This window comes from Rhodococcus sp. IEGM 1354 (assembly GCF_030056855.1).
Taxonomy (GTDB): Bacteria; Actinomycetota; Actinomycetes; order Mycobacteriales; family Mycobacteriaceae; genus Rhodococcoides.
Genome location: NZ_JASHKT010000008.1, coordinates 195,574 through 221,046 on the forward strand (window position 1 = coordinate 195,574; position 25,473 = coordinate 221,046).

Annotated in this window: 19 protein-coding genes; 9 read left to right on the forward strand and 10 right to left on the reverse strand. The window is 64.4% G+C overall.

Annotated features, from left to right (window positions below; translation table 11 throughout):
• The first annotated feature begins 110 nt into the window (after positions 1-110).
• Genes recC through recD form a run of 3 tightly spaced genes read left to right on the forward strand, consistent with a single transcriptional unit; the run spans position 111 to position 8,577 of the window.
• Positions 111-3,389, forward strand: a complete 3,279-nt coding sequence (gene recC / locus QM588_RS18790) for an exodeoxyribonuclease V subunit gamma (RefSeq protein WP_283315549.1) — start codon at positions 111-113, stop codon at positions 3,387-3,389.
• Positions 3,386-6,718, forward strand: a complete 3,333-nt coding sequence (locus QM588_RS18795; RefSeq protein ID WP_283315551.1) for a UvrD-helicase domain-containing protein — start codon at positions 3,386-3,388, stop codon at positions 6,716-6,718. The genes recC and QM588_RS18795 overlap by 4 nt, the downstream gene beginning before the upstream one ends.
• A complete protein-coding gene (recD, locus tag QM588_RS18800) occupies positions 6,715-8,577 on the forward strand; it encodes an exodeoxyribonuclease V subunit alpha (protein ID WP_283315553.1) in 1,863 nt (620 codons plus the stop codon). Before QM588_RS18795 ends, recD begins: the two co-directional genes overlap by 4 nt.
• A gap of 4 nt (positions 8,578-8,581) precedes the next feature.
• Here recD and QM588_RS18805 read toward each other — a convergent pair whose 3' ends face one another.
• The 4 genes from QM588_RS18805 to QM588_RS18820 form a co-directional block, all read right to left on the reverse strand.
• Positions 8,582-9,424, reverse strand: coding sequence for a TY-Chap domain-containing protein (locus QM588_RS18805; RefSeq protein ID WP_283315554.1), 843 nt, complete (start codon positions 9,422-9,424; stop codon positions 8,582-8,584).
• Between the two features lie 78 nt (positions 9,425-9,502).
• Positions 9,503-10,762, reverse strand: coding sequence for a sulfite reductase subunit alpha (locus QM588_RS18810; RefSeq protein ID WP_442972944.1), 1,260 nt, complete (start codon positions 10,760-10,762; stop codon positions 9,503-9,505).
• A 21-nt stretch (positions 10,763-10,783) separates the two neighbouring features.
• Complete coding sequence (locus QM588_RS18815) at positions 10,784-12,256, reverse strand: DUF2079 domain-containing protein (protein WP_283315556.1); 1,473 nt, start codon at positions 12,254-12,256, stop codon at positions 10,784-10,786.
• 50 nt (positions 12,257-12,306) lie between these two features.
• Positions 12,307-13,287, reverse strand: coding sequence for a GTP pyrophosphokinase (locus tag QM588_RS18820; RefSeq protein ID WP_283315557.1), 981 nt, complete (start codon positions 13,285-13,287; stop codon positions 12,307-12,309).
• 90 nt (positions 13,288-13,377) lie between these two features.
• Here QM588_RS18820 and QM588_RS18825 point away from each other — a divergent pair, with 90 nt between their 5' ends.
• Complete coding sequence (locus QM588_RS18825; RefSeq protein ID WP_283315558.1) at positions 13,378-14,352, forward strand: sigma-70 family RNA polymerase sigma factor; 975 nt, start codon at positions 13,378-13,380, stop codon at positions 14,350-14,352.
• 6 nt (positions 14,353-14,358) lie between these two features.
• Here the strand turns inward: QM588_RS18825 and QM588_RS18830 are convergent, their stop codons facing one another.
• A complete protein-coding gene (locus QM588_RS18830) occupies positions 14,359-14,766 on the reverse strand; it encodes a VOC family protein (RefSeq protein WP_283315560.1) in 408 nt (135 codons plus the stop codon).
• A gap of 174 nt (positions 14,767-14,940) precedes the next feature.
• The gene (locus QM588_RS18835; RefSeq protein WP_283315562.1) at positions 14,941-15,210 is read right to left on the reverse strand and encodes a hypothetical protein; all 270 of its coding nucleotides are present in this window, start codon (positions 15,208-15,210) and stop codon (positions 14,941-14,943) included.
• Positions 15,211-15,477: 267 nt separating this feature from the next.
• Here QM588_RS18835 and QM588_RS18840 point away from each other — a divergent pair, with 267 nt between their 5' ends.
• On the forward strand, positions 15,478-16,659 hold the full coding sequence (locus QM588_RS18840; protein ID WP_283315563.1) for an NAD(P)/FAD-dependent oxidoreductase: 1,182 nt from the start codon (positions 15,478-15,480) through the stop codon (positions 16,657-16,659).
• Positions 16,660-16,717: 58 nt separating this feature from the next.
• Positions 16,718-17,944: a hypothetical protein gene (locus QM588_RS18845; protein WP_283315565.1), complete on the forward strand. Its 1,227-nt coding sequence runs from the start codon at positions 16,718-16,720 to the stop codon at positions 17,942-17,944.
• Here the strand turns inward: QM588_RS18845 and QM588_RS18850 are convergent.
• The 4 genes from QM588_RS18850 to QM588_RS18865 are packed head-to-tail and all read right to left on the reverse strand — an operon-like array spanning position 17,861 to position 22,845.
• Positions 17,861-19,303 carry a GntP family permease gene (locus QM588_RS18850; protein ID WP_283315567.1) on the reverse strand — a complete coding sequence of 481 codons (1,443 nt, stop codon included), beginning with the start codon at positions 19,301-19,303 and terminating at the stop codon, positions 17,861-17,863. The two genes, QM588_RS18845 and QM588_RS18850, sit on opposite strands and share 84 nt — an antisense overlap.
• A complete protein-coding gene (locus QM588_RS18855; protein WP_283315570.1) occupies positions 19,300-19,938 on the reverse strand; it encodes a bifunctional 4-hydroxy-2-oxoglutarate aldolase/2-dehydro-3-deoxy-phosphogluconate aldolase in 639 nt (212 codons plus the stop codon). Before QM588_RS18855 ends, QM588_RS18850 begins: the two co-directional genes overlap by 4 nt.
• Entirely contained in the window at positions 19,935-21,548 is a 1,614-nt protein-coding gene (locus QM588_RS18860) for an N-acyl-D-amino-acid deacylase family protein (protein WP_283315573.1), read from the reverse strand. Before QM588_RS18860 ends, QM588_RS18855 begins: the two co-directional genes overlap by 4 nt.
• 13 nt (positions 21,549-21,561) lie before the next feature.
• Positions 21,562-22,845 (reverse strand): alanine racemase, encoded by a 1,284-nt coding sequence (locus QM588_RS18865; protein WP_283315574.1) that lies wholly within the window; start codon positions 22,843-22,845, stop codon positions 21,562-21,564.
• A 114-nt stretch (positions 22,846-22,959) separates the two neighbouring features.
• Between QM588_RS18865 and QM588_RS18870 the strand changes: the two genes are divergently transcribed.
• The 3 genes from QM588_RS18870 to QM588_RS18880 are packed head-to-tail and all read left to right on the forward strand — an operon-like array spanning position 22,960 to position 25,174.
• Positions 22,960-23,982 (forward strand): sugar kinase, encoded by a 1,023-nt coding sequence (locus tag QM588_RS18870; protein ID WP_283315575.1) that lies wholly within the window; start codon positions 22,960-22,962, stop codon positions 23,980-23,982.
• Complete coding sequence (locus QM588_RS18875) at positions 23,979-24,731, forward strand: IclR family transcriptional regulator (RefSeq protein WP_283315576.1); 753 nt, start codon at positions 23,979-23,981, stop codon at positions 24,729-24,731. The genes QM588_RS18870 and QM588_RS18875 overlap by 4 nt, the downstream gene beginning before the upstream one ends.
• Before the next feature lie 41 nt (positions 24,732-24,772).
• Entirely contained in the window at positions 24,773-25,174 is a 402-nt protein-coding gene (locus QM588_RS18880) for a RidA family protein (RefSeq protein WP_283315579.1), read from the forward strand.
• Positions 25,175-25,473 lie beyond the last annotated feature (299 nt).

Below are 25,473 nucleotides of genomic sequence, written 5' to 3' on the forward strand. Positions count from 1 at the left end.
ACCGCTGCCGAGGGCTCGACTCACCGGACAGAACTTGTCGGTGGCTCGAGTAGGGTCGTCACCAGTCCGAATTCGGGCGTTCTCAGACGAGCAGGCAGGGGACTTCGACCGTGTTGACGCTCCACCGCGCCGAACGTGCAGGAACGCTCGCTGCAGCCCTCGCCGACTTACTGTCCGAGCCGCTGCCCGACGCCTTCGTGCCCGAAATCGTGTCGGTGCCGGCAAGAGGTGTCGAGCGGTGGCTCACACAGCGTCTGTCGAGCGTCCTGGGTGCTCCCGACGGTGATGGAATAGCCGCGAACATCGAGTTTCCGAGCCCGGCGAGGTTGGTCGCGCGCACCATCTCCGAGGTCGACGGCATCGATCCCGACGACGACCCGTGGTCGCACAACCGAGTGCTGTGGACCGCGCTGTCGGTGATCGACGACTGCCGCACCGAACCGTGGGCCGCGGTGCTCTCCAAGCATCTGGGTGCGGGATCGGACGATCATCGGGTAGGGCGCCGCTGGTCGACGGCCGCCCACATCGCGGAGCTGTTCCGCGCCTACGGATCTCAGCGACCGCAGATGCTGCGCGACTGGCGCGCCGGACGATTCACCGACGGGCTCGGCCAGGAACTGGACGACGACCTGACGTGGCAACCGCGGATATGGAGCCTGGTACGCGAGCGGATCGGCAGTCCGAGTCCGGCCGAGCGCCTTCCCGATACGTGTTCGACACTGCGATCGGAACCGAACGCAGTGGACCTACCGTCCAGGCTGTCGGTGTTCGGTCCGACTCGGCTGACCGCCGACCAGCTCGACATCCTGCACGCGCTCGCGCACCACCGCGACGTCCACATCTGGATCCCACACCCCAGCCCGTCGATGTGGGCCACACTCGCCGACATCCCGGCGGCCACCCGACGACGAGACGATGCGACCGCTCTGGCCGTCCAGCACCCGCTGCTGGCGAGTCTGTCGCGCGACGTGCGGGAACTGCAGGCGACCATCGGCTCGATCACCGATCGCACCGTGCACCACGAAGGCCCCGAACCAACGCGGACCTTGCTCGGAACGATCCAATCCGACATCGCCGGCGACGAAGTGCCCTCCCACGCAACGACGGTCGGCGAAGCGGCGCTCGCCGACGGCACTGTGCAGATTCACGCATGTCATGGGCCTGCTCGCCAGGTCGAGGTGCTGCGCGAGTCTCTGCTGCATCTGTTCACCGACGACCCGACTCTCGAACCCCGTGACGTGCTCGTCATGTGCCCGGACGTCGAAACCTATGCGCCGCTGATCCGTGCCAATTTCGGCCAGGCCACATTGGTGCATCCCGGTCATCGACTGCGGGTCCGGCTTGCCGATCGGGGCCTGCGTCGCACCAATCCGGTACTGGATGTGGTGGCGACAGTGCTCGACTTTTCCGAGGGGCGAGTGACGGCCAGCGAACTACTCGATTTCGCGGCGAGCGGCCCGGTGCGGCAGAAGTTCTCGTTCACCGACGACGACCTCGAACGCCTCCGCGAATGGGTCGCCACGTCCGGAGCCCGCTGGGGTTTGACGGTACGACAACGAGAATCCTTCGGTTTGAACAACTTTCGGCAGAACACCTTCAAGTCCGCACTCGACCGTATCCTCCTCGGGGTAGCGGCGGACGAGAGTGGGAACGACTATCTCGACCTCGCGCTGCCTCTCGACGACGTGGACAGTAACGACATCGGGCTTGCGGGCCGATTCGCCGAGCTGGTCGACCGGCTCGCCTCGGTACTACGGGCGCTGTCCGGGCGCGCCCCGGTGACCGAATGGACGCGGCAGCTCGGCCGCACCCTCGATCTGCTTGCCGACGTGCCCACCGCCGACGAATGGCAACTGGCGCAAGCGCATCGCGAGATCGCCGAGGCCACCGAGCACGGCGACACCGCCGAGCTGCGGCTGGCGGATGTGCGCGCCATGCTCGGTGGCCGGCTCACCGGCCGCCCCACCCGAGCGAACTTTCGCACCGGAGAGCTCACCGTGTGCACGATGGTGCCGATGCGATCGGTCCCGCACCGCGTCGTGATCCTCCTCGGTCTCGACGACGAGGTGTTTCCCCGCGTCGGCAGCCTCGACGGGGACGACGTCCTCGCACGCGACCCGGCCGTCGGCGAACGCGACATCCGCAGCGAGGACCGCCAACTCCTGCTCGATGCCGTGATGTCCGCCGAAGAAAAGCTACTGCTCTTCTACACCGGTGCCGACCCCGTCGACGGATCGACCAAGCCGCCCGCGATCCCACTGCGGGAGTTGATGGACGTCCTCGACGTGACCGCCGGCGGAAGCGTCGAACACCGGCATCCGCTGCAGCCCTTCGATCCTCGCAATTTCGAGGCCCGACACCCGTTCAGCTTCGACACGGTGGCGTTGGCAGGCGCAGTGTCTCAGCAGCGGCCGTCCGTACCGGTGCCGTTGTTCTTGCCAGATGCATTGCCCCCAGCGAATTCGGGCGACGTGGAACTCGCCGACGTGATCGCGTTCGTGGAGAATCCGGTTCAGGCGTTTCTGCGTCAACGTCTCGGGTTTCGAGTTCCCGAGCTCGAAGACGATCTGGCGGACAGTCTCGACATCGAACTGGATCCGCTGTCTCGGTGGAACATCGGCGATCGGATGTTGGCAGCGGTGCTGGCCGGCACAGACATCGGCGAATTCGCCGACGCCGAGTGGCGGCGAGGCACGTTGCCTCCGTTTCATCAAGGTCGACGCGAGATGTCCGACATCCGCCGAGTCGTCGGAATCATCGCTGACGCGGCCGCGCCGTTTCACGAAGGCCCGGCCGAGACCACCGACATCGTGGTCGATCTCGGTGATGGGCGACGTCTGACCGGTACCGTCACCGGCATTCACGACCGGACACTCGTGCGTTCGTCCTACTCACGGCTGGCGGCCAAGCACAGGCTCGCGGCGTGGGTGCGTCTGCTGGCGGTGGCAGCGTCCGAGCCGGGGGAGTGGAGCGCGGTCACCATCGGGCGCGCCAGCGGAATGCGTCCGCCTCGCCGGTCCCGCCTGACGACCCCTCCGAATCCCCTCGCGGTACTCCGCGACGTGGTGGACCTGCGGGATCGCGGATTGGTTGCGCCGCTGCCGATCTCGACCGGGACGGCAGCTGCCTACGCGGAGAAGCGGTTCGGCGGCGGATCGATCGAGGACGGTTACGAATCTGCCGGTTGGGCGTGGCGCGGCGATTTCGGTGATGGCACCGACCGATCGTTGCGATACGTGTATGGCCCGTCGCTCTCGTTCGGAACGTTGCTCGATCCGAGCCCTCTCGACGACGAGACCGCCCCCGCGAACGAGCAGAGCCGCTTCGGAGTTCTCTCCCGCCGGTTGTGGGATCCATTGCTGGCCGCAGAGAACATGGGGAACGCATGACCGCCGCACGCGGATTCGACCTACTCGGTCCGATGCCGACCGGGACGACCGTGCTCGAGGCCAGTGCCGGAACGGGCAAGACGTACGCGATCGTCGGACTCGCGGCGCGGTACATCGCCGAAGGACTGGCCGAGATCTCGGATCTACTGTTGGTGACGTTCAGTCGGGCGGCGACCCAGGAACTGCGCGATCGCACCCGCAGCCGGTTCGCGTCGATCGCACGAGACCTCGGGGATCCGGATGCTGCACGTAATGCGCGCGACCCTCTCGTCGCCTTTCTCGCCGCGGCAGACGAAGAGGAAGTGGACAAGCGGCGCCGGCGACTGCGTAAAGCGCTGTCGGACTTCGACGCCGGGACGATCGTCACCACGCACAGCTTCTGTCAACGCATGCTCGACGGGCTGGGTATCGCGGGTGAGCGCGAACCCGAATCCACGTTCGTCGAGTCGGTGTCGGATCTGCTCGAGCAGGTGGTCGACGATCTGTATCTGCAGATGTTCAGCGGCGACGACGAGGCACCACCGTTCGGGCGACGCGACGCCCAACAACTGGCCGCGGCTGCCGTCGGAGATCAACAATCGATCCTGTACCCCGACATCGACGACCTCGACGGTGACGACGGCAACCGGGAGGCCGCCCTGCGAGTGCAGTTCGCTCGGGAGGCCCGCCGTGAGGTCGAGCGGCGCAAACGTCTTCTCGGCATCCGCGACTACAACGATCTACTCGGACTCCTGCACTCGGTGTTGTCCGATCCCGTGCACGGGGAGGCAGCATGCGCGCGTGTGCGAGACCGGTTCCGTGTCGTGTTGATCGACGAATTCCAGGACACCGACCCCATGCAGTGGGACATCCTGCGCCGGGCCTTTCACGGCTACACGACATTGATCCTCGTCGGAGACCCGAAGCAGGCCATCTACGCTTTCCGCGGTGCCGAAGTGCTGAGTTATCTGGATGCGGTGCAGTCGGCCGATCATCTGTACGAGCTGACGGCGAACTGGCGTAGCGACTCCGGGCTCCTCGACGCGTTGGACCATCTCTACGGAGGTGCCGCCCTCGGACACGACGATATCGTCGTCCATCGCGTCGAAGCGCGGAACCCGTTCTCGCGCATGGCAGGACATTCTCCGCTGCGTCTGCGCTATCTGCCGCGCACCGGAGCAGGACCGTTACGTTCGGGATTCCCGGCGGTGGATCGACTTCGCTGTCGGGTGGCTGCGGATGTGGCGGCCGAGATCGTGACGCTCCTGTCCGGAAACGCCGTCATGGACCGGCCGGACGGGCCGAGGACGGTCGAACCGCGGGACATTGCGGTGTTGACTCGCACGACCAAACAGGTTGCGCTGATTCGAGATGCGCTCGACGCAGTGGGTGTGCCGTCGGTGGTGTCGAGCAGCACCAGCGTCTTCGGCACCGACAGTGCTCGACACTGGCTGTGGCTCCTGCAAGCGATCGAACAACCGCACCGTACCGACCGCGTCAGACTCGCAGCCCTGACGCCTTTGCTCGGTTGGACTGCTGCCCAGATGGATTCAGGAGCCGAGGACGCACTGTCGCAGGTGAGCAGCCGGCTGCGTGAGTACTCCGTGCTGTTCGACGAGGCGGGTTTCGCGGCAGTGTTCGAGCGGGTGTCGGCGCAGTCGGGTCTCGATGCTCGGTTGCTCGCGGTCGAGGCGGGGGAGCGCACGATGACCGACTTGCGGCACATCGCCCAATTGCTCAATCGTGCAGCGGTATCCGAATCGTACGGAATCACCGCTCTCACCCGGTGGCTCACCGATCGAATCAAGGAGCCGGCAGCCGGCGGGTCCACCGATCGCAGTCGCCGGCTCGACAGTGACTCGGCGGCAGTGCAGATCATGACCACGCACGGGAGCAAGGGACTGGAGTTTCCCGTCGTCTACCTTCCGTACGCGTGGGACACGCTGTACTTCAGCTCACCGTCGACCCTGCTGCTCCACGAGGACGGCCACCGCATCCGGGACGTCGGCGGTCCCTCCGGGGCCGGCTACGCGGCACGGAAGCTCGTCAACGATCGGGAAGAAGCCGGAGAAGAACTACGGCTGCTGTACGTGGGACTCACCAGAGCCCAGTGTCAGGTGGTGTTGTGGTGGGCACCGGGACGCAACACCGCTACGTCGTCGTTGCACCGCATGCTGTTCGGCCGCATTCCGGGGATTGCGCAGCCGGAGCCGTCGTACAAGGTGCTCGACGACGCCACTACCGCCAACCGCTTGCAATCTTGGGTCGGTCCGTCAGCGGATCTGATCTCGATCGAGGCAGTCGGCCCCACACCACCCTCGGATCAGCAGTGGGTGCGCCCCGAGGAGGAACACCGCGACGTCACTGCCGCTCGCTTCGGGCGTGCTCTGGATCTGCTGTGGCGTCGAACGTCGTACTCGGCCTTGACAGCTCACGCACACGATGCGTCGCCCGTCGAGCCGGAGGTGGGGGTGACCAGTGAGGCCGAGCGGCCCGAGAAAGCGGATGAGCCTGTCGAACCTCCGCTGGGAAGCGCGAACCCAGACGAGACCGTGGACGGGATCGCGTCACCTATGAACGGAATGCCGGCCGGTGCCGCATTCGGAACCCTGGTGCACGAGGCCCTCGAGCACGTCGATACCTCCGCAGCCGATCTTCTGTCCGAACTCGAGCAGCGCTGCAGAGCTGCCGTTGCCTCACGGATGGCAGATGTCGATCCGACGGCTCTGGCAGCCGCTCTGTTGCCGGTGATGCAGACACCGTTGGGCTTCGGGACGCTGGCGGACATCGCGCCGAACGACCACCTGGCCGAGCTGGATTTCGAGTTGCCCTTGGCCGGAGGCGACGACCCGGTGGCATCGAGCGTGACTCTGACATCCGTTGCGCAGCTGCTACGTCGACATCTCGACCCGGCGGATGTGCTCGCGGACTACGCCGATCTGCTCGATGCAGTGGAAGCCACCCCATTGCGCGGCTTTCTCACCGGAAGTATCGACTCCGTCCTTCGGGTACCCGGCCCTCGCTACGTCGTGGTCGACTACAAGACCAACCGATTGGCCCGAGGCGACCTGACGACCGGCAACTTCACGCGCGAGAAAATGGCGCAGGAAATGATGCGGTCGCACTATCCACTGCAGGCCATTCTGTATGCCGTTGCGTTGCACAGGTATCTGCGATGGCGTCAACCGAACTACCGGCCGGAGACGCATCTCGGCGGAGTACGGTACCTGTTCGTTCGGGGCATGGTGGGGCCACTGACTCCGGCCGGCTGCGGTGTGTTCGACTGGGATCCGCCTGCGGCACTGGTGGTCGAGTTGTCGGATCTGCTCGCCGGAAAGGTGGAACGATGACGAGTGTCTCGACGGCGCTGCGCGGCAGCGGAATTCTGCGGTCCTTCAACGACGCCGGTGTACTGACAGCGGCCGACGTGCACGTGGCGTTGCGGCTCGGTGCCCTGGCCGGGGAAGCCTCCGAACCGGTGCTGCTCGCCACGGCTCTGACGGTGCGCGCAGTGCGATCCGGATCGATATGTCTGGACCTGCAGCGCCTGCGGGATGTCACGGTGGACGAGGAATCGGACGTGGATCCGAGCCTTCTTCCCTGGCCCGATCTGTCCGACGTTCTCGACGCGTTGGCGGTCAGTCCGCTCGTGGTCGGCAGCGCCAATGGGCCGCTGACGCCACTGAAGCTGGTGCACACCGACTTGGGTGAACTGCTGTACCTGGATCGATATCACCTGCAGGAGAACACAGTTCGAGGCATACTCGACGTTCGATCGCAGTCGCACCCCGTCGTCGACGGGGCGAAGATCGAGCGTGCGCTGGCCGGCCTGTTCATCGACGATTCCGGCGCACCCACCACCCCTCCCGATCGTCAACGGATTGCAGCAGCCCTGGCGGCGACGCACTGGACCACGGTCATAGCGGGCGGACCGGGCACCGGTAAGACCCACACGGTGGCTCGAATCCTGGCGCTGTTGGTCCGAGAACACGGCAGCGACGTGAGAATCGGTCTTGCTGCCCCCACCGGCAAGGCTGCCGCTCGTCTGCAGGAGTCGGTGGCCGAACAAGCGGGGCTGCTGGGTCTCCCGGCAGAACTGAAAGCAATGACTCTGCATCGCCTGCTGGGGTGGAAACCGGGAAGCAAGACCAGGTTTCGTCACGACTCCCACAATCGACTGCCCTACGACGTCGTCGTCGTCGACGAAACGTCGATGGTGTCGTTGACGATGATGTGCCGACTGCTCGAAGCAGTACGACCGGAATCGCGGTTGATACTCGTGGGCGATCCCGACCAGTTGACGTCCGTCGACGCCGGAGCAGTGTTGGCCGACCTCGTGGCACGCCCGGTCACCGGCGTCGAGAACCCTGTGTTGGCGCAACTCGTCGACGCGGATTTCGCTGCGGCCGAGGATCCTGACGAGGCGGCACTGAGCACGTTCGAGCGAAACAGGTTGCGCGGCGGAGTGGTTCGGCTCAGCCGTGGTAGACGATTCGGTGGCGCGATTGCCCGTCTGGCCGTCGCAGTTCGAGACGGTCGCGGTGACGAGGTGATGAAACTACTCGAATCCGGCGACGACCAGATCTCGTTCCATGCACCCGAGGACACCGACGCATTGCGCGCCGACGTGGTCGACACCGCCGCCGAGGTCACAGCGGCGGCAACCCGCGGTGACGCCGCCGCGGCGCTGCAGGGACTGGAGAAGCATCGACTTCTGTGCGCGCACCGTGAGGGGCGGTGGGGCGTCGCGCTGTGGGATCGGCTGGCACTCGAATGGGTAGGAGAAGCGAACAAGACCTTCCTCGACCCCGCCTACTGGTACCCCGGTCAGCCGCTGCTGGTGACCGCAAACGATCACGAAGCGCGAATCTACAACGGCGACACGGGTGTTGTGGTGTCGGGTGAGAACGGAACGCCGATGGCTGCTTTCGCGCGGGGACGCGGCCACATTCTCATTCACCCGAACGTGCTGTCGTCCGTGCAGACCGTGTACGCGATGACGATTCACCGCAGCCAGGGCAGTCAGTACGACACCGTGTCGGTTCTGTTGCCCGCCGAGGCTTCGACTCTGCTCACTCGCGAGTTGCTCTACACCGCGATCACCCGTGCGAGGTCGCATGTGCGGGTGATCGGCACCGAGGAGGCCATTCGTGCCGGAGTGGAACGACAGGTCCTGCGGGCCAGCGGATTGCGGCGAAAGATTCTGTAGCAGCTCAGCGGTAGGCGTGCCGGTCCGATCCGGCTGCAGCTGCGATACTGCGGGCCACCAACAGCCAGGTTCGGGCCAGACCCGTCCACACCGCGATCGAGGTGTCCGCCCCCTCGGCTGCGTTGCGGTCCGAGTGCGCGGCCGCCGTGCGATGCAGGGCAAGCGCATGGATACCGAGTTCGTCGATGTCCGCCCCCACGCACACCGAGTGCACTGTCTGCGCGTCGATCTTTTGACCGGTCAATTGGCACAGGGTGTGCAGTGATCGCAGTTCGGCTGGAACGTCGGTGATGTCGGACGGGGGATCGGTCGGCGTCGACTCGGCACTGCCGTCCACGGCAGTGCTGGACCGGACGCCGACGATTCCACGCTGGAGATCGACCGGGCCCGAGGTGGATCCGTCTGCGGCGACTCCCCACACGCTGAGGAACGACGGGTGGGGCACGTTCCACAACTCACGGAACGCCCGGGTCACCATTTCGGCGACGAGCGCAGCGTCGGCCCTCGAATCCGTTCGGGTCAGATCGATGATCGACCCGTCTGCGACGGGCTTGCCTCGGTCCAGCCATCCGAAGTCGAGCAACTGGACATCGAGGGTGACCGACTCCGGCGCCTGCGGATACAGCAGCGAGGGCAACGACGCGACCGACACCAGAGCCCCGTCGTCCCTGGCTGCGATGTCGATGTACGGCCGGAGCCCACGCTCGCCCGGGCTGGCCTGCGCGGCCGTGACAGTGATGTAGTCCCGCATCGGCAGCGACCGCAGGTGCGCGTGCAGATTCTCGGTGAACGTGCCCCATGCACGCGCGGTGGTGGAGTCGAAATGGTCGTTCTGCACTGCGTTCACGGTGCACACCCTCTACTCGGACGAGAACTTCATTGCTGTGCCCGTGACGGTAGCGAAGGGGTCCGACAAGAACGGCCGTCAGTAGACGTCGCGCAGGTAGCGCTTCGCACGCTTGAGGTCGTTCACGTAGTCCTCCGCGGCGTCGGAGGAGCGGCCACCGTGTTCGGCGACGACCTCGTGGAGTGCCTCGTCGACTCCCTGCGCCATGCGTGACGCGTCTCCACAGACGTAGATCTGCGCGCCTTCTTCGAGCCAGCCGTACAGCTGCTTTCCGGCCTCGCGCATGCGGTGCTGTACATAGATCTTCTCGAACTGGTCACGCGAGAACGCCAGATCCAGCCTCGTCAGCAGACCGTCACGCTCGAATTCCGTGAGTTCGTCCTCGTAGAGGAAGTCGCTCGCTCGATGTTGGTCCCCGAAGAACAGCCAGTTTCGGCCCGAGGCACCGCGGGCCCGACGCTCGTGCAGAAACGCACGGAACGGTGCCACCCCGGTGCCCGGACCGATCATGACGATCGGAGTGTCGTCGGAAGGAAGTCGGAACGACTTGTTGGCCGAGAGAAACACTCCCGCTTCCTGCGCGTCGCCGACGCGATCCGCCAAGTACGTCGAGCACACCCCGCCGCGATCTCGTTCGGCCGATCGATACCTCACGGTCGACACGGTCAGGTGAACGCTTCCCTCGTGCGCTGTCGGGGACGACGAGATCGAATAGACACGGTGCTGCAGGGGACGGAGCAAGCCCAGGAATTCAGCCGGGTCGAGTGCACCCGACCGATCGAGGTCGAGAACGTCGACGACGTCGCGTCCCCATGTCCACGCGTCGAACGACGCGCGGTCGCCGTTCTGCAGTACGTGGTCCAGTTCGGCATCACCGGCCCGCTCAGCGACGGCTTCTATCAGGTCCATCGACGGTATGCCGATTTCGTATTCGGTGGTCAGTGCCTGGGCGAGGCTGATTTCTCCGGACTTGGTGTGGACGGCCGTGTCTGCGGGGACACCGAGACGGCCGATGACGGCCGAGACCAGTGCGGTGTCGTTGACGGGTTTGACACCGAATCCGTCTCCCGCCTCGTAGGTGATCCCGCTGTCCCCGAGGTCGATCGCGAAGTGTCGTACTTCTTTCGCCGAGGTGGGACCGGAGAGCAGTCGGTTGCTCGACACCTGCGCGCGGTACGGATTCTTCCGATTCCACGGTGATCGCTTCGATGCTGTTCGGGTGGTGCCGAGATCGCCGGTTCGAGCGTCGATGTCCTGTACCTGCCTTGCCGTAGCTGTCGTGATCGGTCGAGTGTCGAGAGTTCGATAACCCCGCGGTTCCGAAATGCCCGAACTGATCGAAACCCTAGTAGGGACCGCTCAGTTGCGGTGCAGCACCTCGATACCGTCCACGGAGAAGACGACGTCGTATCCGGTGGTCAGTGCCCGGTCGATCGCCTGCCGATCGCCGCGTTCGTCGGTCGGCCAACCCGCGGGCCGTTCTCGGTTGACGACGATCCAGTCCGGGACGGTCGAGTCGGTCGGTCGCTGCGGAAACGCCGAGACGTCGTGGTCGGCGACGAGTTGTGCCACGAGATTGTTCGACGCTGCAACACGATCACCGGCCGGGATCCAGGCCGAGATGTCGCGGGCAGTGGCTGCCTGTGGATCGACACGCCACTCCTCGGCGTGCACCATCCGCGACATGGGCAGGAACGGTAGCGCCACCAGTGCGAACGCAGCGACGAAGGCGACGATCGCTCGTCGACCCCGTTCGGTCAGCTGGGCGTGGCGCTCGCTGCGTGCCAAGGCGTCGATGAGGGCGACGAAGACGATCACCATCAGAATGGCGTTGTAGTGGTAGATCGGCTTCCAGAAGTTGGTGTTGTCGCTGAGGAAGCGCCAGGCAACCGTCGGTACCGCGACCAACAGAAGTGGGGATCGCAGCGCGAAGAACCCCGTGACGGCAAGCAGCAGGAACGCCGTCGCGGCCCGGGAGTCCCCGGCAACCAGGCCGTGCGCGGTATCGGCGATCCCTTCGCCGATGGGCGGCAATTTCGAGCCCTGGCCGTACGAGTCGTCGGAGCTCAGCGCGGGAATGATGACCTTGACGGCCACTATCACCCAGGTCAGCCCCCACACCGCGGTCATCGCTCCCAGGATGCGCGGACGGCCGGTGGTGAACAAGGCAACCAGCGCGCCGATGACGACGACGGTCAAACCCATGTCCTCTTTGACGAACACCAGCGGAAGAGCCCATGTCAGAGCGGGCACCCAGCGTTCGCGAACGAGAGCCACCAGGGACATCGCCAATAACGGCATCGCGAAGGCCACTTCGTGGAAGTCGAAGTTCAGCGCGGCTTGTACGCCCCACGACAGGCCGAACGCGCCGGCAATCACTGTTCCGACGACAGTGCCGAATTTCTGCACCGCCAATCGGCCGATCGGAATCACCGCGAGCGCGAACAGAACCGCCTGAGCGATGAGCAGCGTTTCGGCATGAGGGAAGACGCGATACACCGGGCCGAGCAGGGCCGTGATCGGCGAGAAGTGATCGCCGAGAGTGTTGTAGCCGGTGCCCAGCAAATCGGAGGTCGGAGCCCGGAACTGCGAGTACGACGCCACCTGCTGCACAAAAATACCGAGGTCGAAGCCCGATGTGCGCAGTTGACGGTGGCCGAGAACGGACATCGTGGAGTACAGCGATGCAAGGAGCACGAACGCGACGGTCGGGACCATCACATCGGGAGACCGGAGTCTCCTGCGCAGACGGCCGATGACACGGGTGCCGGTCGTAGTTGCGGCGACGCTATCGCCGTCGGTGACGACCTGGGGTTTCTCGGTAGTGGTCACGAGATGGCATGTCTACCGGACCGACGTGAGATCTTCCTGAGAAACGCCGGTCAGCGCTTGCGTTTCTTTCCCTGTGTGCGCCGCGGCGGCTGCGAGGTCAGGTGGTAGTACAGCGCGTCCTCGGAGTCCTCCACGACGACGTCGATGTAGTCGCCCACCTCGAGGTAATCGTTGACTGCGATGCGATCGGTCGAGCCGATCACGGCTTTGACCGACCGTGCGGGGACGAGCCCACGGCGCCCGTCCGGACCGACGGCGAGCGCGTAGCGAGGGCCGGTGCGCGTGACGCGGGCCCGGATGAAGTCGGGATCCTTGGGAATCGGGTCGGGTGCTGCCACGCTGCCGTCCTTCGAGGCGGCGGTCAGCGAGTCCAGCTGTGCGGCGAGATCGTCGGCCATGGCGTCGACCTGATCGAGCAGGTGCGCCATGTGTGCGGCGTAATCCGTGTGCTTCTTGGTCGGTTTCAGTGCTTCACCGGGCTTGTACATGTCCTCGTGGGTCAGCTCGCCCCACGCGTCCTGCAGCCGGGTCTTGACCTGAACTTCCACCTTCACGTCGAGGTCGCCCTGATGCGTGGCCACTCGCACGACGAGCACAGCGTGATATGCCCGGTATCCGCTGGGCTTGGGAAACGAGACGTAGTCGGTGGGAGGCTGTGCGAACCGCACCGAGCATTTCGGATCGGTACACGCGCGCTCGAGTGCGGTGACGAACGAGAGTTGGTCCCGTGGGGTCTTGCACAGCACCTTGATGCCGACCAGATCGGGCAGTGCCTCGGCTACGGCGTCGGCGTCGTGGGGCTCGCTGATGCGTCCCTCGGACAGATATCGACGGAGTTTGTCGGCAGATCTGCCAGGGTCCTTGATCCGCGCAGTCTGGGCATTGAGTCTGTCTCGGTCGACGTCTTCGAGTATCTCGTCGGCGATGGTCTCGAGAAAATTCTGTGCGGTGACGAGTGCGGCTTCCCACGCGCGACGACGGTGCAGATACAGCTCTTCTACCAAGTCGTCGATGCTGCTGAGCGATGTCACGAGCCGAGGTTAACCCAAGGGCCCGACCAATTCCGGCGGTGGCGCGCGATCGGCCGCCGATGCGGCCGAACCCGGTTTAAGCTCTTGCGCATGACCGTGGCATCTGTGCAGAACGACGACTTCGTCGCGCAGTTCGATCCGTTCCGTCGCGAGCTGTTGGCGCACTGTTACCGCATGACCGGGTCCATCCACGATGCCGAGGACATGCTCCAGGAGACCTACATCCGCGCCTGGCGGGGGTACGCCAAGTACGAGGGCCGATCGTCGCTGCGCACCTGGCTGTATCGAATCGCGACGAACACGTGCCTCACCGCCCTCGAGGGGCGAGCCAAGCGTCCGCTACCGACCGGGCTGGGCGCGCCGAGTTCCGGCCCGACCGACGAACTCGTGCAGAACAACGAGGTGCCGTGGCTCGAACCGATCGCCGATTCGGATCTGGCCGACTCGAACGACCCGGCCACGTTGGTGGTGGGGAGGGAATCGGTTCGCCTCGCCTTCGTCGCGTCGCTGCAGCATCTGTCGTCGAGACAACGCGCAGTGCTGTTGATGCGCGAGGTGTTGCAGTGGAGGGCCTCCGAGGTTGCCGAGGTTCTCGCCACGACGACCACTGCCGTCAACAGCCTCCTGCAGCGGGCCCGCGAGCGACTGGACGAGATCGCCCCGGAACTGGACAACGTCGAGCCCATCGAATCCGCCGAATTGCAGCACCTGTTGACCCAGTACGTGGAGTGCTTCGAGAGTTACGACATCGACCGGCTGGTCACACTCTTCACCTCCGACGCGGTGTGGGAGATGCCTCCGTTCGTCGGCTGGTATCAGGGAGCCGAGACGATCGGATCTCTCATCCGAAACAATTGCCCCGCACAGGGAGCGGGCGACATGCGAATGGTGGCGACATCAGCGAACGGTCAACCTGCGTACGGGCTCTACATGGTGGGCGAGGACGGAATACATCGACCGTTCCAACTACACGTTCTCGACGTCGACGCTCGAGGCGTCGGGCATGTCGCCTGCTTCTTCGATCTGTCGCTGTTCGATCGATTCGGACTGCCCGACCGCCTCTGAGCGAAATCAGCTCGTCGGAACGGCCGAGGGGTCCATCCACATCACTTCCCACACGTGATCGTCCAGATCACGAAATGCTCTGCCGTACATGAACCCATGATCCTGCGGTTCCATCCACTTCGATCCACCCGCAGCGATGGCCGCGTCCGTGAGTGAGTCGACCTCGGCGCGGCTGTCGGCCGAAATACACATCAGTACCTCACGAGCCGACGTCGTGTCGCAGATCGAATCGGAGATGAAATCCCCGAACCGCGATGTGGCCAGGAACATCACCGTGGCCTGGTCGCTGACGATCATCGAGGCGGTGTTCTCGTCGCTGAAAATGTCGTTGAACTCGAAGCCGAGACCCTCGAAGAATGCGCGGGTGGCCGTGACATCGCGGACGGGCATGTTGGCGAACAGCAAACGGGACATGGATTACACCTATTCGTCGGGGACCGGCACTGTGCAACCGTCGAACAACGGTTGTGCCGGTACTGACAACGGGCCGTCCACAAATTCACCGGTGCCTGTTCACCAGACACAACGCGACCCCGCCGAGACGTGCTCGACGGGGCCGCAGACTGCGAATCAAAGGGGGAAAGGACGTTACCGGGTTATCTGCGCGAGGCGGGAAAGCATCCGCGAGAAAACACGGCCGTCGTTGCCGAGATCGGCGTAGGGGTCTGCTGTGGTGTCCGACACGGTGGCGTCGGGCGTCACGGCAGCGAGGGTGCGCGCCAAGCTGGTGCGGCGCTCGATGGCGTCGAGGATGTTGGCGTCCAGCGTTGAAACTTCGTCGAAGAGTTGGTCGACGTCTGCGATCGCATTGTCGGCATTGCTGGTGCCGGCTGCGAGCGAATCGATCTGAACAGTCACATCGTCTCCTTTTGTTCGCGTCCTGAGGTGTGAGTCGTTCGTCCGAGCCGAACCGTTACAACCCAAAATGTGTGAACGCGATGTTTCGTCTCGCAAACCAAGATGCCCACTGGACGGGCCTGGGCCAACCTTTACGGGGTGTGATGCTGCATACAGTTCGTTCGGTTCGATTTGCTCCGGCCTTCCGAACTGAGGCGTCGGAGTGGTTGCGCTCACGCCGTTCCGGGTAGCCAGGTCGTCGATACCCCCACGTGCAAGGAGTGAGCGATGCGATACGACTACCTGATCATCGGCGGCGGAATGGTTGCCGACAGTGCTGCTCGTGGGATTCGTGAACACGACGCAACGGGTTCCATCGGGATCTTCGGAGCCGACTCCGACGAGCCGTACACGCGCCCCGCGTTGTCGAAGAAGTTGTGGACCGACAGCGATTTCGGCCGTGATCAGGTTCCCCTCGGCACCGCCTCGGACACCGGTGCCGAGGTCCATACGGTTACGCGTATCGCGTCGGTGGACCGGTCGAAGCAGGCGGTCACGACAGCGAACGGCGAGAACCACGAGTATGGAACGCTCTTGTTCGCAACCGGCGCAGCACCGACGCAGATCGACCTGTCGCCCAGTCCGCGAGTGATCTACTTCCGCACCTTCGCCGATTACCGGATGTTGCGGGAACTGACCGAGACCGCGGAGCACATAGCGGTGGTGGGCGGCGGCTACATCGGAACGGAGATCGCAGCAGCGCTGTCTCAACAGGGTGTCAAAGTCACCCTCGTCACGTCCGACGACGTCGTGGGCGGCCACATGTTCCCCCGCTCGCTGGCCGCCGGGTTCGACAAGGGGTTCTCCGATCACGGGGTCACCGTGCGCCGAGGAACCAAGGTCACGTCGGGAGCGGAGGCGTCGGCTCGTGTTCAGCTGCAATTGGACGACGGGTCCGCGGTGGAAGCAGACGGGGTCGTGTTCGGACTCGGTGTCCGGCCCAGCACAGACCTGGCCGAGGCGGCAGGTCTCGAGGTGGACAACGGCATCGTCGTCGACGAGTTCCTACGCACCGCGGACGAGCACATCTACGCGGCCGGCGACGTGGCCAACTATCCGGACGCCATTCTCGGTCGCCGACGCATCGAGCACGTGGACAACGCAACCGAGATGGGCAAAGCGGCGGGCCGCAACATGGCAGGTGCCGGAACGGCCTACACCTACACGCCGTACTTCTACTCCGACGTGTACGACGACGGCTACCAGGCAATCGGAACGGTAGCAACGTCGATGAAAACGGTGGAGGACTGGAAGACGATCGGCAAAGAAGGCGTCGTCTACTACCTCGACGACGATGCCGTCGTGCGCGGGGTACTGATGTGGAATGTCTGGGAGGGGCTGGACGAGGCGCGCACCTTGCTGGCGGAGAAGAAGCCGCACACGGAGGAAACCCTGAAGGGGTTGATCTGAACTTTCTGGAACACTCGATTGCGAGCGCGCCGGACGGCGGTGCGACCGAGGAGTAGTCATGTCCCAGTTCGAAGCAGGTGATTCGGCGCAGCAGCGCGCTCGATTCGATGACCGGGTGCATCGTCTCTGCGCCGACTGTCGGCTGCCCGGCCATTCCGAGCCGTTGTCCGACGCCGCCGCAACGGCTGTTGCTGCGGGCAGGGTCGACGGAGCCACCAGAACGGTGCTCATCGCTCGGTGGCATGCGGGGCGTTCGCTCCCGTCGGTCGGGGGATTCGGAACCCTGCGGCAGTTGGTGGACGAGCGAGATCGATGGCAAGCCAAGGATTCGTCGGGCAAGCCCGGCGCGGCCCTGGTCTACAAGTTGCGAGTCGCGGAGTCGAACAAGCGGATCGAGCATCTGCGAACCACGGTGGTGATGTCGAACCGGCACTACGCCAACGGCGTCCGCGCGGCACGCAAGGAACGGCGTGAAGGCATTCATCTCGACCTGGAACAGCGCGACGCGGTCTTCGATGCATTGATGCACACGCCTGCACCCAACAGATACGGGGTGCTCGCCGAGCGAGGTCTGACGTTGGCGGACGCCGCAAAGGATCGAGTCAGCACGCTTGCACGCAGAACGCCCATCGACAAACGTGTGCAGTGGGCAGCCGGGGTGGTCGATCAGTTGATCGATCGCAAAGACGACCGATTCACGGACCGCTACGACACGCTGCTGTTTCTCGCGGGCACCTCGTTCGATCGCATACATCGCTCGCCTGCGTGGCAGTCGACGTACTTCGAGTTTCAGCGAAGCCAGGTCGATCTGTTCGTCGAGCTCGCCGAAATCTCGGTCGATGCAACGTCTTTGCGCTCGGTAGGGGACGAATTGATCAGAATCGGTCGGACGATGGTCGACGAGGACACGGCGGAACAGGTCGAATCACGTCGCCGCGCACTGGAAGTCGTATGGACCCAATTGACGGGACGAGTTGCTGCGTTGGTTCGTTTGGCCGATCTGGTCGAATCTTCGGAGGGTGAAGCACGTACGTCGGACGCCATGGCTCGCGCCCACAGCCTGGACGACCGAATCGACGATCTCGTCGGACGGTCGGGGAGCCGGGAGATGTCGGCAGAGAACACGCATTTCGTCGGCGATCAGGTGCATTCCCAGTGGCGCGATCAGGTGCCGACATCGACACCCGGCCGCGCCGTCGAGCTAGGCGATGATCGCGAAGAGAATGCCGGCAACCGCGAAGCTGACCACGGACAGAATCGTCTCGAGGACGGTCCACGTCTGTAGCGTCTGCTTGACGGTGAGGTTGAAGAACTTCGAGATGATCCAGAAGCCTCCGTCGTTGACGTGGCTCGCGATGATCGAGCCCGCTGCGATGGACATGGCGATCAATGCGACGGCGGGGGCAGAGTAGTCCTGCGCTGCGACAAGAGGGCCCACGATGCCACCGGTGGTGACGATCGCGACGGTGGCCGAACCCTGTGCGACACGCAGTGCACAACTGATGATGTACGCCAGGACGATGATCGGTAGACCTGCTGCCGCCATGGTGTCGGCCAGTGCAGTGCCGATCCCTGTGGCGGAGATGACCTTTCCGAAGAAGGCACCCGCGCCGACGACGAGCAACAGCATGCCCACCGGGCGCAGCGACTCACCTGTGAGCTTGCTCAGCTCCTGAACGGTGGACCCGCGGCGTATACCCAGAACGTAGAACGCGATCAGCACGGCAATGAGCAGTGCAACGGCCGGAGTGCCGAAGAATGTCAGCACTTCGAGCAGATTGCCCGGGTCGAGCAGGATGCTGCCGAAGGTGGCTCCGAGGATGAGGACCAGCGGCACTGCGATGATCGCGCCGATGGTGCCCACCGAGGGAGGCATCGTGACCACCGGTCGTGCGGTGGTGACGGCACCGGTGCCACCGTTCGAGTCGCGGGGCGAGTCGTCCCCGTCGTTGATGAAGTCGTCCGGAACGTCGACGATGATGCGCTTGCCGATCCAGTTTCCCCACACCAGGCCCGCAGCGATGAATCCGGGTATGCCACAGATGAAGCCGAACAGGATCAGCCAACCGAGATTGACCTCGAGCAGTCCACCGAGTGCCACCGGCCCGGGGTGCGGTGGCAAGAATGCGTGCGTCATCGACAAGCCGGCGAGCATCGGCAACGCGTACAGCACCAGCGACTTTCCGCCTTGGCGCGCGGCGACGTACACCAGCGGGGCGAGCACGAAGATGCCGATGTCGAAGAACACCGGGATACCGAAGATCAATCCGAGCAGGCCCATCGCGACGGGAGCGCCGCGCTCGCCGAATATTCCGAGCAACTTGGCGGTCAACGCCTGTGCGCCGCCGGACTTTTCGAGTATGGCCCCCAGTACGGTGCCGAGGCCGATGATGACGGCGATATGCCCGAGAATTCCGCCGAAGCCGGTCTCGAGCAACGACTCGTTGCTCTTGATCGCGGTTCCGACGATTTGATTGACCGGAAGCCCGGCAGCCAGGGCCAGGCCGAGTCCGACGATGAGCAATGCGACGAACGGTTCCAGCTTGATCTTGATGATCACGACGAGCAACACGGCGATTGCTATGCCGCACAACACCAGAAGGCCGGGTGTGGAGGTTCTCAGCCAGTCGACGGCAGAATTCATGACAGTTCTTTCTCGTTGGCGGTTTCGATGGCGTGGACGAATGCCCGGGCTCGTGCCGCGATGTCGTCCCACTGAGCGGTAGCAACAGAATTCGGCGGCACCACATCCGTGCCGGCAGTCACTGCCACTGCTCCGGCTGCCAGAAAGTGCGCGGCATTCGCGGCGTTGACGCCGCCGGACGGGACCAGACGTGCATTCGGGAACGGACCGAGCAAATCCTTGAAATAAGCCGGTCCGACGGTGCGCGCCGGGAAGATCTTCACCGCGTCTGCACCGAGGTCGAGCGCGGTCATCACCTCGGACGGGGTGAGTGCCCCCATCATCAGCGGTATGCGCGCGGCGGTCACCACGGCGGCGACGTCCGACCGCAGCCCGGGTGTCACGACGAAACTGGCACCCGAGTCCAGGGCGGCCCGGGCTTGATCGGCTGTGAGGACCGTTCCGGCCCCCACGATGGCACCCGCATCGGATGCGGCGCGGATGAGGTCGAGGACTCCCGGCGTGGTGAACGTGAGCTCTACAGCGCGAATACCGCCGCCGGTCAGGGCGTGTGCGAGTGCGGCGGGATCCGAGATGTGCGGCGCGCGCACCACGGCGAGTGCGCGGTCTTCGAGAATTGTCGTCAATGCATTCACGACGTCTGCTTTCTGGCTGAGTCCATACGCAGGGCATGGCCTGCCAAGGAGTGGGTGGGAAGGAAATCGTCTATCGCGAACGAACCGTTCACCATCACGTGGCTGATTCCCTCGGCCTGCTGTTTGGGCTCTTCGAACGTGGCGGTGTCTCGAACGGTGTCCGGGTCGAACACCACGAGATCGGCAGCATGGCCCACGGCGATCGTGCCGCGACTGCGCAGTCGTAACCGTGCAGCCGGACGACCCGTCAGGTGATTGATGCACTCCTCGAGTGAGAGCAGTTGCTCGTCCCGCACGTAGTGGCCCAGATAGCGGGGGAACGTTCCCCACGCACGCGGATGTGGCTTTTCGCCTACGAGAATGGCGTCACTGCCGCCCATGTGGCGCGGATGCTGCATGATCTCGCGAACGTTCTCCTCGTGCCCGACGTGCTGCAGGATGGTCGTGGCCAGAGCGTCGCGGCGTAGAAAGTCGAAGAACACGTCGACCGGCTCGAGCCCTTCGTCCGCCGAGATGTCGGCCATCGTGCGACCGACGTACCGGTCGAGTTCCGGGTTCGATACTCCGCTGAGCTGAATCGTCTCCCACTCGACGGTGACTCCGTGGCAGCCGTCCGAGCCGTCGACATCGACGTCCTGCGCTATGCGACGACGCTCGGCCGGATCGTCGAGTCGTTCCAGCGCTCGGTCCGGCCCACCCGACATCGCCCAACTCGGCAGCAGCGCAGACAGAGTCGTGGCCCCGGGTAGGTACGGATACGTATCGAGCGTGACGTCGCAGCCGTCGGCGATGGCGGAGTCGACGCGGTCCAGAAATTCGCGTGCCCGACCACGATTGACACCGAAGTTCATCGTTGCGTGGGTCAGATGCAGGGCGCATCCGGTTTCTCTGGAGAGATCGAGCATCTCCTGGTAGGCGTCGAGTGCACCCGCGCCGTACGACCGGGTGTGGGGAGCATAGAACCCGCCGAAGTCTGCCACTACCTCACACAGTGCTCGCAATTCGCTTGTGTCGGCATACATTCCGGGTGTGTAGGTGAGTCCGCTCGACATTCCGACGGCACCGTCCTGCAGACCCTGTGCCAGCAACTCCTGCATGTGGGTGATCTCGGACGGCGTTGCGGGACGTCGATCGGCACCGACGGCCAGGTAGCGCAGGGTTCCTTGCGGAACCAGATATGCGGCGTTCGGGGTGATGCCTCGATCGAGTCGGGCGAGATACTCCGCAACCGTCCGCCAGGAGAAGTCCAGATCCAGGGGATTGCCGTTCCACCCGGCGATCTGTCGCCGGATGACGTCCAACGTCGCATCGTCGATGGGCGCGTACGCGATGCCGTCCTGTCCGATCACCTCGGTGGTGACACCCTGGCTGATCTTGGCGAAGTGCCCAGGATCGGTCAGCAACCCCAGATCGGAGTGCGCATGCATGTCGATGAAGCCGGGGGACAGGACGTGACCTGGTGCTGCATCGACGGTTCTGTCTGCGCTGGAAAGGCTTCCGGGCGCGGCGAGTGCTGCAATGGTGCCATCACGGACGAGAACGTCCCGACGCAGCCGTGCGGAACCGGTGCCGTCGATGACGTCGAACCCGCGAAATAGTGTGTCCGCCATCAAGTTCTGCTTCCTAGAAAAAGGTGTGTATCAGATCGACCACGAGTGGGTCGTCGCTGTCCGAGTCGTCCACGACGGGGATCAGACGCCATTTGTCGAACGCAGTGCAGGGGTGCGACAGGCCGAGCCGCAGCACCGCCCCCACCGGAAGTGCGTCGGCGTCGTCCGCCGGTAGTCGAAGAAATGCATGCTGGTCGTTGAGTGCCGTCACCTCCGCGCCCTGATCCAGGACTTCATTGCCTCGAACACGTTGCGGGACGGGCATTCCTTCGTCGAAAGGAAAGTCGCGCTTACCTGCGTCCAGCAATGCGAGGCCGGGCTCGGGGCGTGACACCACGCGCGCCCATCCGTGCATCGCAGAAACCAACGGCGTTTCGGTTCGGGCGGGAGTCAGTGGTGAGATCTGCGAATAGAAGCCGTCGTCGTGCGCCACGTAGGCCCCGGATCGGAGCACGACGTCGGTGCGCACGCCGTTGCCCGAGGTCAGAGAATGCAGGCGTTCGACCACCAGATCCTGGTACGCGCTCCCGCCTGCGGTCACAATGGCGTGATCGCCGTACAGTCCTTCGGCATCGAAGGTGCGATGTAGTGCGGCGAGAGTGTCGAGGTAGGTGCGTACTGCCGCGAGACCGGCCTCGGAACGGTCGTGGCTCAGGGCACCCTCGTAGCCGCCCACACCGGCCAGTGCGAGGCGCGGTGACGCGGCGATCTCCCGTCCTACTGCGACGGCCTCCTCGGTCGTTCGCGCGCCGGTTCGTCCGTGCTCGCCGCCGAGTTCGACGACGACGGACACCGGTCGATCGCCGTGGTCGGCAAGGATGCGGCTCATCTCTCGCACCGTGGCGACGCTGTCCGCCCAGCAGTAGAACTCGAACTCGGGATGCGAGTCCAGTTCGGCGGCAACCCAGTTCAGAGCAACAGGATCGACTTCGGCATTGGCGAGAACGATTCTCTCGACACCGAATGCGCGTGCCACCTGAACCTGCCAACCGGTAGCGAGGGTGATGGCCCAGCAGCCCGCATCCAATTGCTGCTTCCACAGTTGGGGAGCCATGGTCGTTTTGCCGTGGGGTGCCAGGAGGACGCCCGCCTTCTCGGTCCACTGCGCCATCACATCGACGTTCGATGCGATGCGTGTCCTGTCGAGGGTGAGTACAGGGGTGGTGAACTCGGACAGCCGCGGCGCGGTGGCCAGAAAGCTCTCGGCGCTCTGTCCCCACGATCTCGCTGGGAGCGATTTGTGTTCGGGCCCCAGGAGTCGTCGACTCAGCGCCTCGACTCCGGCAGTGTCGATCACGTCAGTCTCCTCGATTTCTGCGTTGCGCTATGTGCAACGACGGTTGCGTATCGTGTGGTTCACTTGTAGTCTGCATCCAACGATGCATTCCCGCAAGAGTTCGAGGAGACGGACATGACAGCCCCCAGGGTGGTGTGTGTAGGCGAAGGCCTCGCTGTCCTCGTCGCGGACCCCGGCCCATTGGAACGGTCGGAGACGTTCCATCGGACGGCTGGAGGTGCGGAAGCCAACGTGGCTCGTGTCCTCGTCCAACTGGGAATCGAGGCTGCCTGGGTCTCGCGAGTGGGTGACGACGGGTTCGGCCGATATCTGGTCGCGGAACTCGACGCTGCCGGTGTGGACACGTCGGGCGTGATCGTCGACAACGGGCGGCCGACGGGCCTTTACATCAAGGAGCGCGGATCGGGGTCCGATCACCGTCACGACCTGCCTCTGGGAGACAGCGCGATGACGTACTACCGGTCTTTTTCGGCTGCTACTGCGCTCTCGCCCAACGATATTCACGACGAGGTGCAGGCGTCGATCGACTGCGCCGACATCGTCCATTTCACCGGCATCACCGTCGCCATCTCACCCACTGCGGAACAATTGACGCGAAGCCTCATGGCCGGCCCCTCCACTGTCAGCTTCGATCTCAACTATCGGCCGGCCTTGTGGGCCGGGCGTTCGGACGACGCGGCCCGCGTCCTCGGTGAGCACGTCCGCGGTAGCGACATCGTGGCGATGGGTGCCGACGAGGCCGCTTCGGTGTTCGGGGCCTCGAGTCCAGTGGAACTACGCGAGATGTTTCCCGAGCCCCGTCATCTGGTGATCAAGAACGATGCACATACCGTGACGGCATTCGAGGGCGTCGCGCGAGTCGACGTACCCGCATTGACACTCGACGTCGTCGAAAAGATCGGTGCCGGTGACGCTTTCGCCGGCGGCTTTCTGGCCGCGTTCCTGATGGGATACAGCGCGGCGCAGCGTGTGCGATTCGGACATCTCTGTGCCGCAGGCGCATTGACCGGCCACGGTGATGTGGCGAAAGTCCTGCCGCACGACGAACTGGCAGCACTGGTCGGAATCGACGACAATGCGTGGGCGACACTCGACTACGCGGCCGTGGCAGCGGTGCACACCGAGGCGGCGTTGTGAGCCAGAGCTTGTCGAGGGCGCTGACGATCCTGGGTTTGCTCGGGGACGGATCGAAGTCACTCGACGAACTCGCCGCAGTCCTCGGTGTACACAAGACGACGGTGCTGCGACTGCTTCGGACCATGGAATCGGACAGGTTCGTCAGCCATGGAGCGGATCACCGGTACCAACTCGGTTCGAGGCTGTTCGAGCTCGCAAATCACGCGCTCGAGCAGCGAGACGTGCGCACCGTCGCGCGACCGCATCTCGCTGCACTGAACTCCGACACGGGCCAGACGGTGCACCTGGCCACGTACGAGGCGGGGGAGGTCATCTACATCGACAAGTTCGACGCACAGCAGAGCGTGCGGATGTACTCACGCGTCGGCCGGCCGGCACCGCTGCACTGCACCGCGGTGGGAAAGATACTGGTCGCAGGCCGCCCGCGCGCCGAACGAGAAGAGATCGCTCGACGCATCACGTACACGCCGTTCACGGAACGCACGATCACCACACCGGAGCAGTACCTGCGCGAGCTCGAGCTCGTGGACCAGCAGGGTTTTGCGGAGGACCGTGAAGAACACGAGTCTTTCGTCAATTGCATCGGCTGCGCGGTGCGCAACGGGACCGGAGACGTGGTGGCCGCGGTGTCCATGTCGGTACCGGACATGTTGCTCGACCATCAGCAGGTACTGGCTGCGCTGCCCGCAGTGCGCGGCACGGCAGCGGCAATTTCCGAGGGACTGGGCTGGCGGCCGCCCGATCGATAAGACCGCCCACTGACAAACGACAGTTCGATGGAAGGAAAATCATGAGCGAAAAGATCGAAATCCGCACCACCGGTGCCCCGGCCCCGGCACGCACCTTCTCCCAGGGGGTGCGGAAAGGGCCGTTCGTGCAGGTTTCGGGTCAGGGCCCGGTGGATCCGGCGACGAGCGAATACCTGTTCCCAGGTGACGTCGCCGCGCAGACCACTCGAACCTTGGAGAACGTCAAGGCAATCGTGGAAGCCGGCGGCGCGACGTTCGACGACGTCGTCATGCTGCGCGTGTACCTGACCAAGCGTGAGGACTTCTCGATCATGAACGACGCCTATGGCGAGTTCGTCTCGGCGAACACGACAGGCGACGTGCTGCCGAGCCGGACGACCGTGTTCACGGGGCTTCCGCGCGAGGAGATGTTGGTCGAGATAGACGCCATCGCCGTCGTCTGACTGCACGCTCGACCTAGATGTTCACACGAAAATTACATCTGACCTGGCGATTTGCGTAAGCGTTGGTCTTCGCGTAACTTTTGTCGAGTCAGAGCGACACGGACACCGACCCGGTCTTCACAAACCGGGACAACGAGGTTGTACGGAGTACGTCCTGAACAACCCAGACAAGGCAGAGCTTATCAGCCATGTCTGGGGTTCGAGCGTGTAAGCCCCGGACGTTGCCGTTCACACGGTGACCATGGTGTGTGCGTGTTCTTTGAGAACTCAACAGTGTGTCGATGAATGTCAGTGCCGAA

Excerpts from the sequence above, each read along its gene's own strand:
- QM588_RS18845 (WP_283315565.1), top strand. The coding sequence starts at position 16,718 with ATGTCCCAGTTCGAAGCAGGTGATTCGGCGCAGCAGCGCGCTCGATTC.
- QM588_RS18840 (WP_283315563.1), top strand. The coding sequence starts at position 15,478 with ATGCGATACGACTACCTGATCATCGGCGGCGGAATGGTTGCCGACAGT.
- QM588_RS18850 (WP_283315567.1), bottom strand. The coding sequence starts at position 19,303 with ATGAATTCTGCCGTCGACTGGCTGAGAACCTCCACACCCGGCCTTCTG.
- QM588_RS18870 (WP_283315575.1), top strand. The coding sequence starts at position 22,960 with ATGACAGCCCCCAGGGTGGTGTGTGTAGGCGAAGGCCTCGCTGTCCTC.
- QM588_RS18830 (WP_283315560.1), bottom strand. The coding sequence starts at position 14,766 with ATGTCCCGTTTGCTGTTCGCCAACATGCCCGTCCGCGATGTCACGGCC.
- QM588_RS18795 (WP_283315551.1), top strand. The coding sequence starts at position 3,386 with ATGACCGCCGCACGCGGATTCGACCTACTCGGTCCGATGCCGACCGGG.
- QM588_RS18860 (WP_283315573.1), bottom strand. The coding sequence starts at position 21,548 with ATGGCGGACACACTATTTCGCGGGTTCGACGTCATCGACGGCACCGGT.
- QM588_RS18880 (WP_283315579.1), top strand. The coding sequence starts at position 24,773 with ATGAGCGAAAAGATCGAAATCCGCACCACCGGTGCCCCGGCCCCGGCA.
- recD (WP_283315553.1), top strand. The coding sequence starts at position 6,715 with ATGACGAGTGTCTCGACGGCGCTGCGCGGCAGCGGAATTCTGCGGTCC.
- QM588_RS18825 (WP_283315558.1), top strand. The coding sequence starts at position 13,378 with ATGACCGTGGCATCTGTGCAGAACGACGACTTCGTCGCGCAGTTCGAT.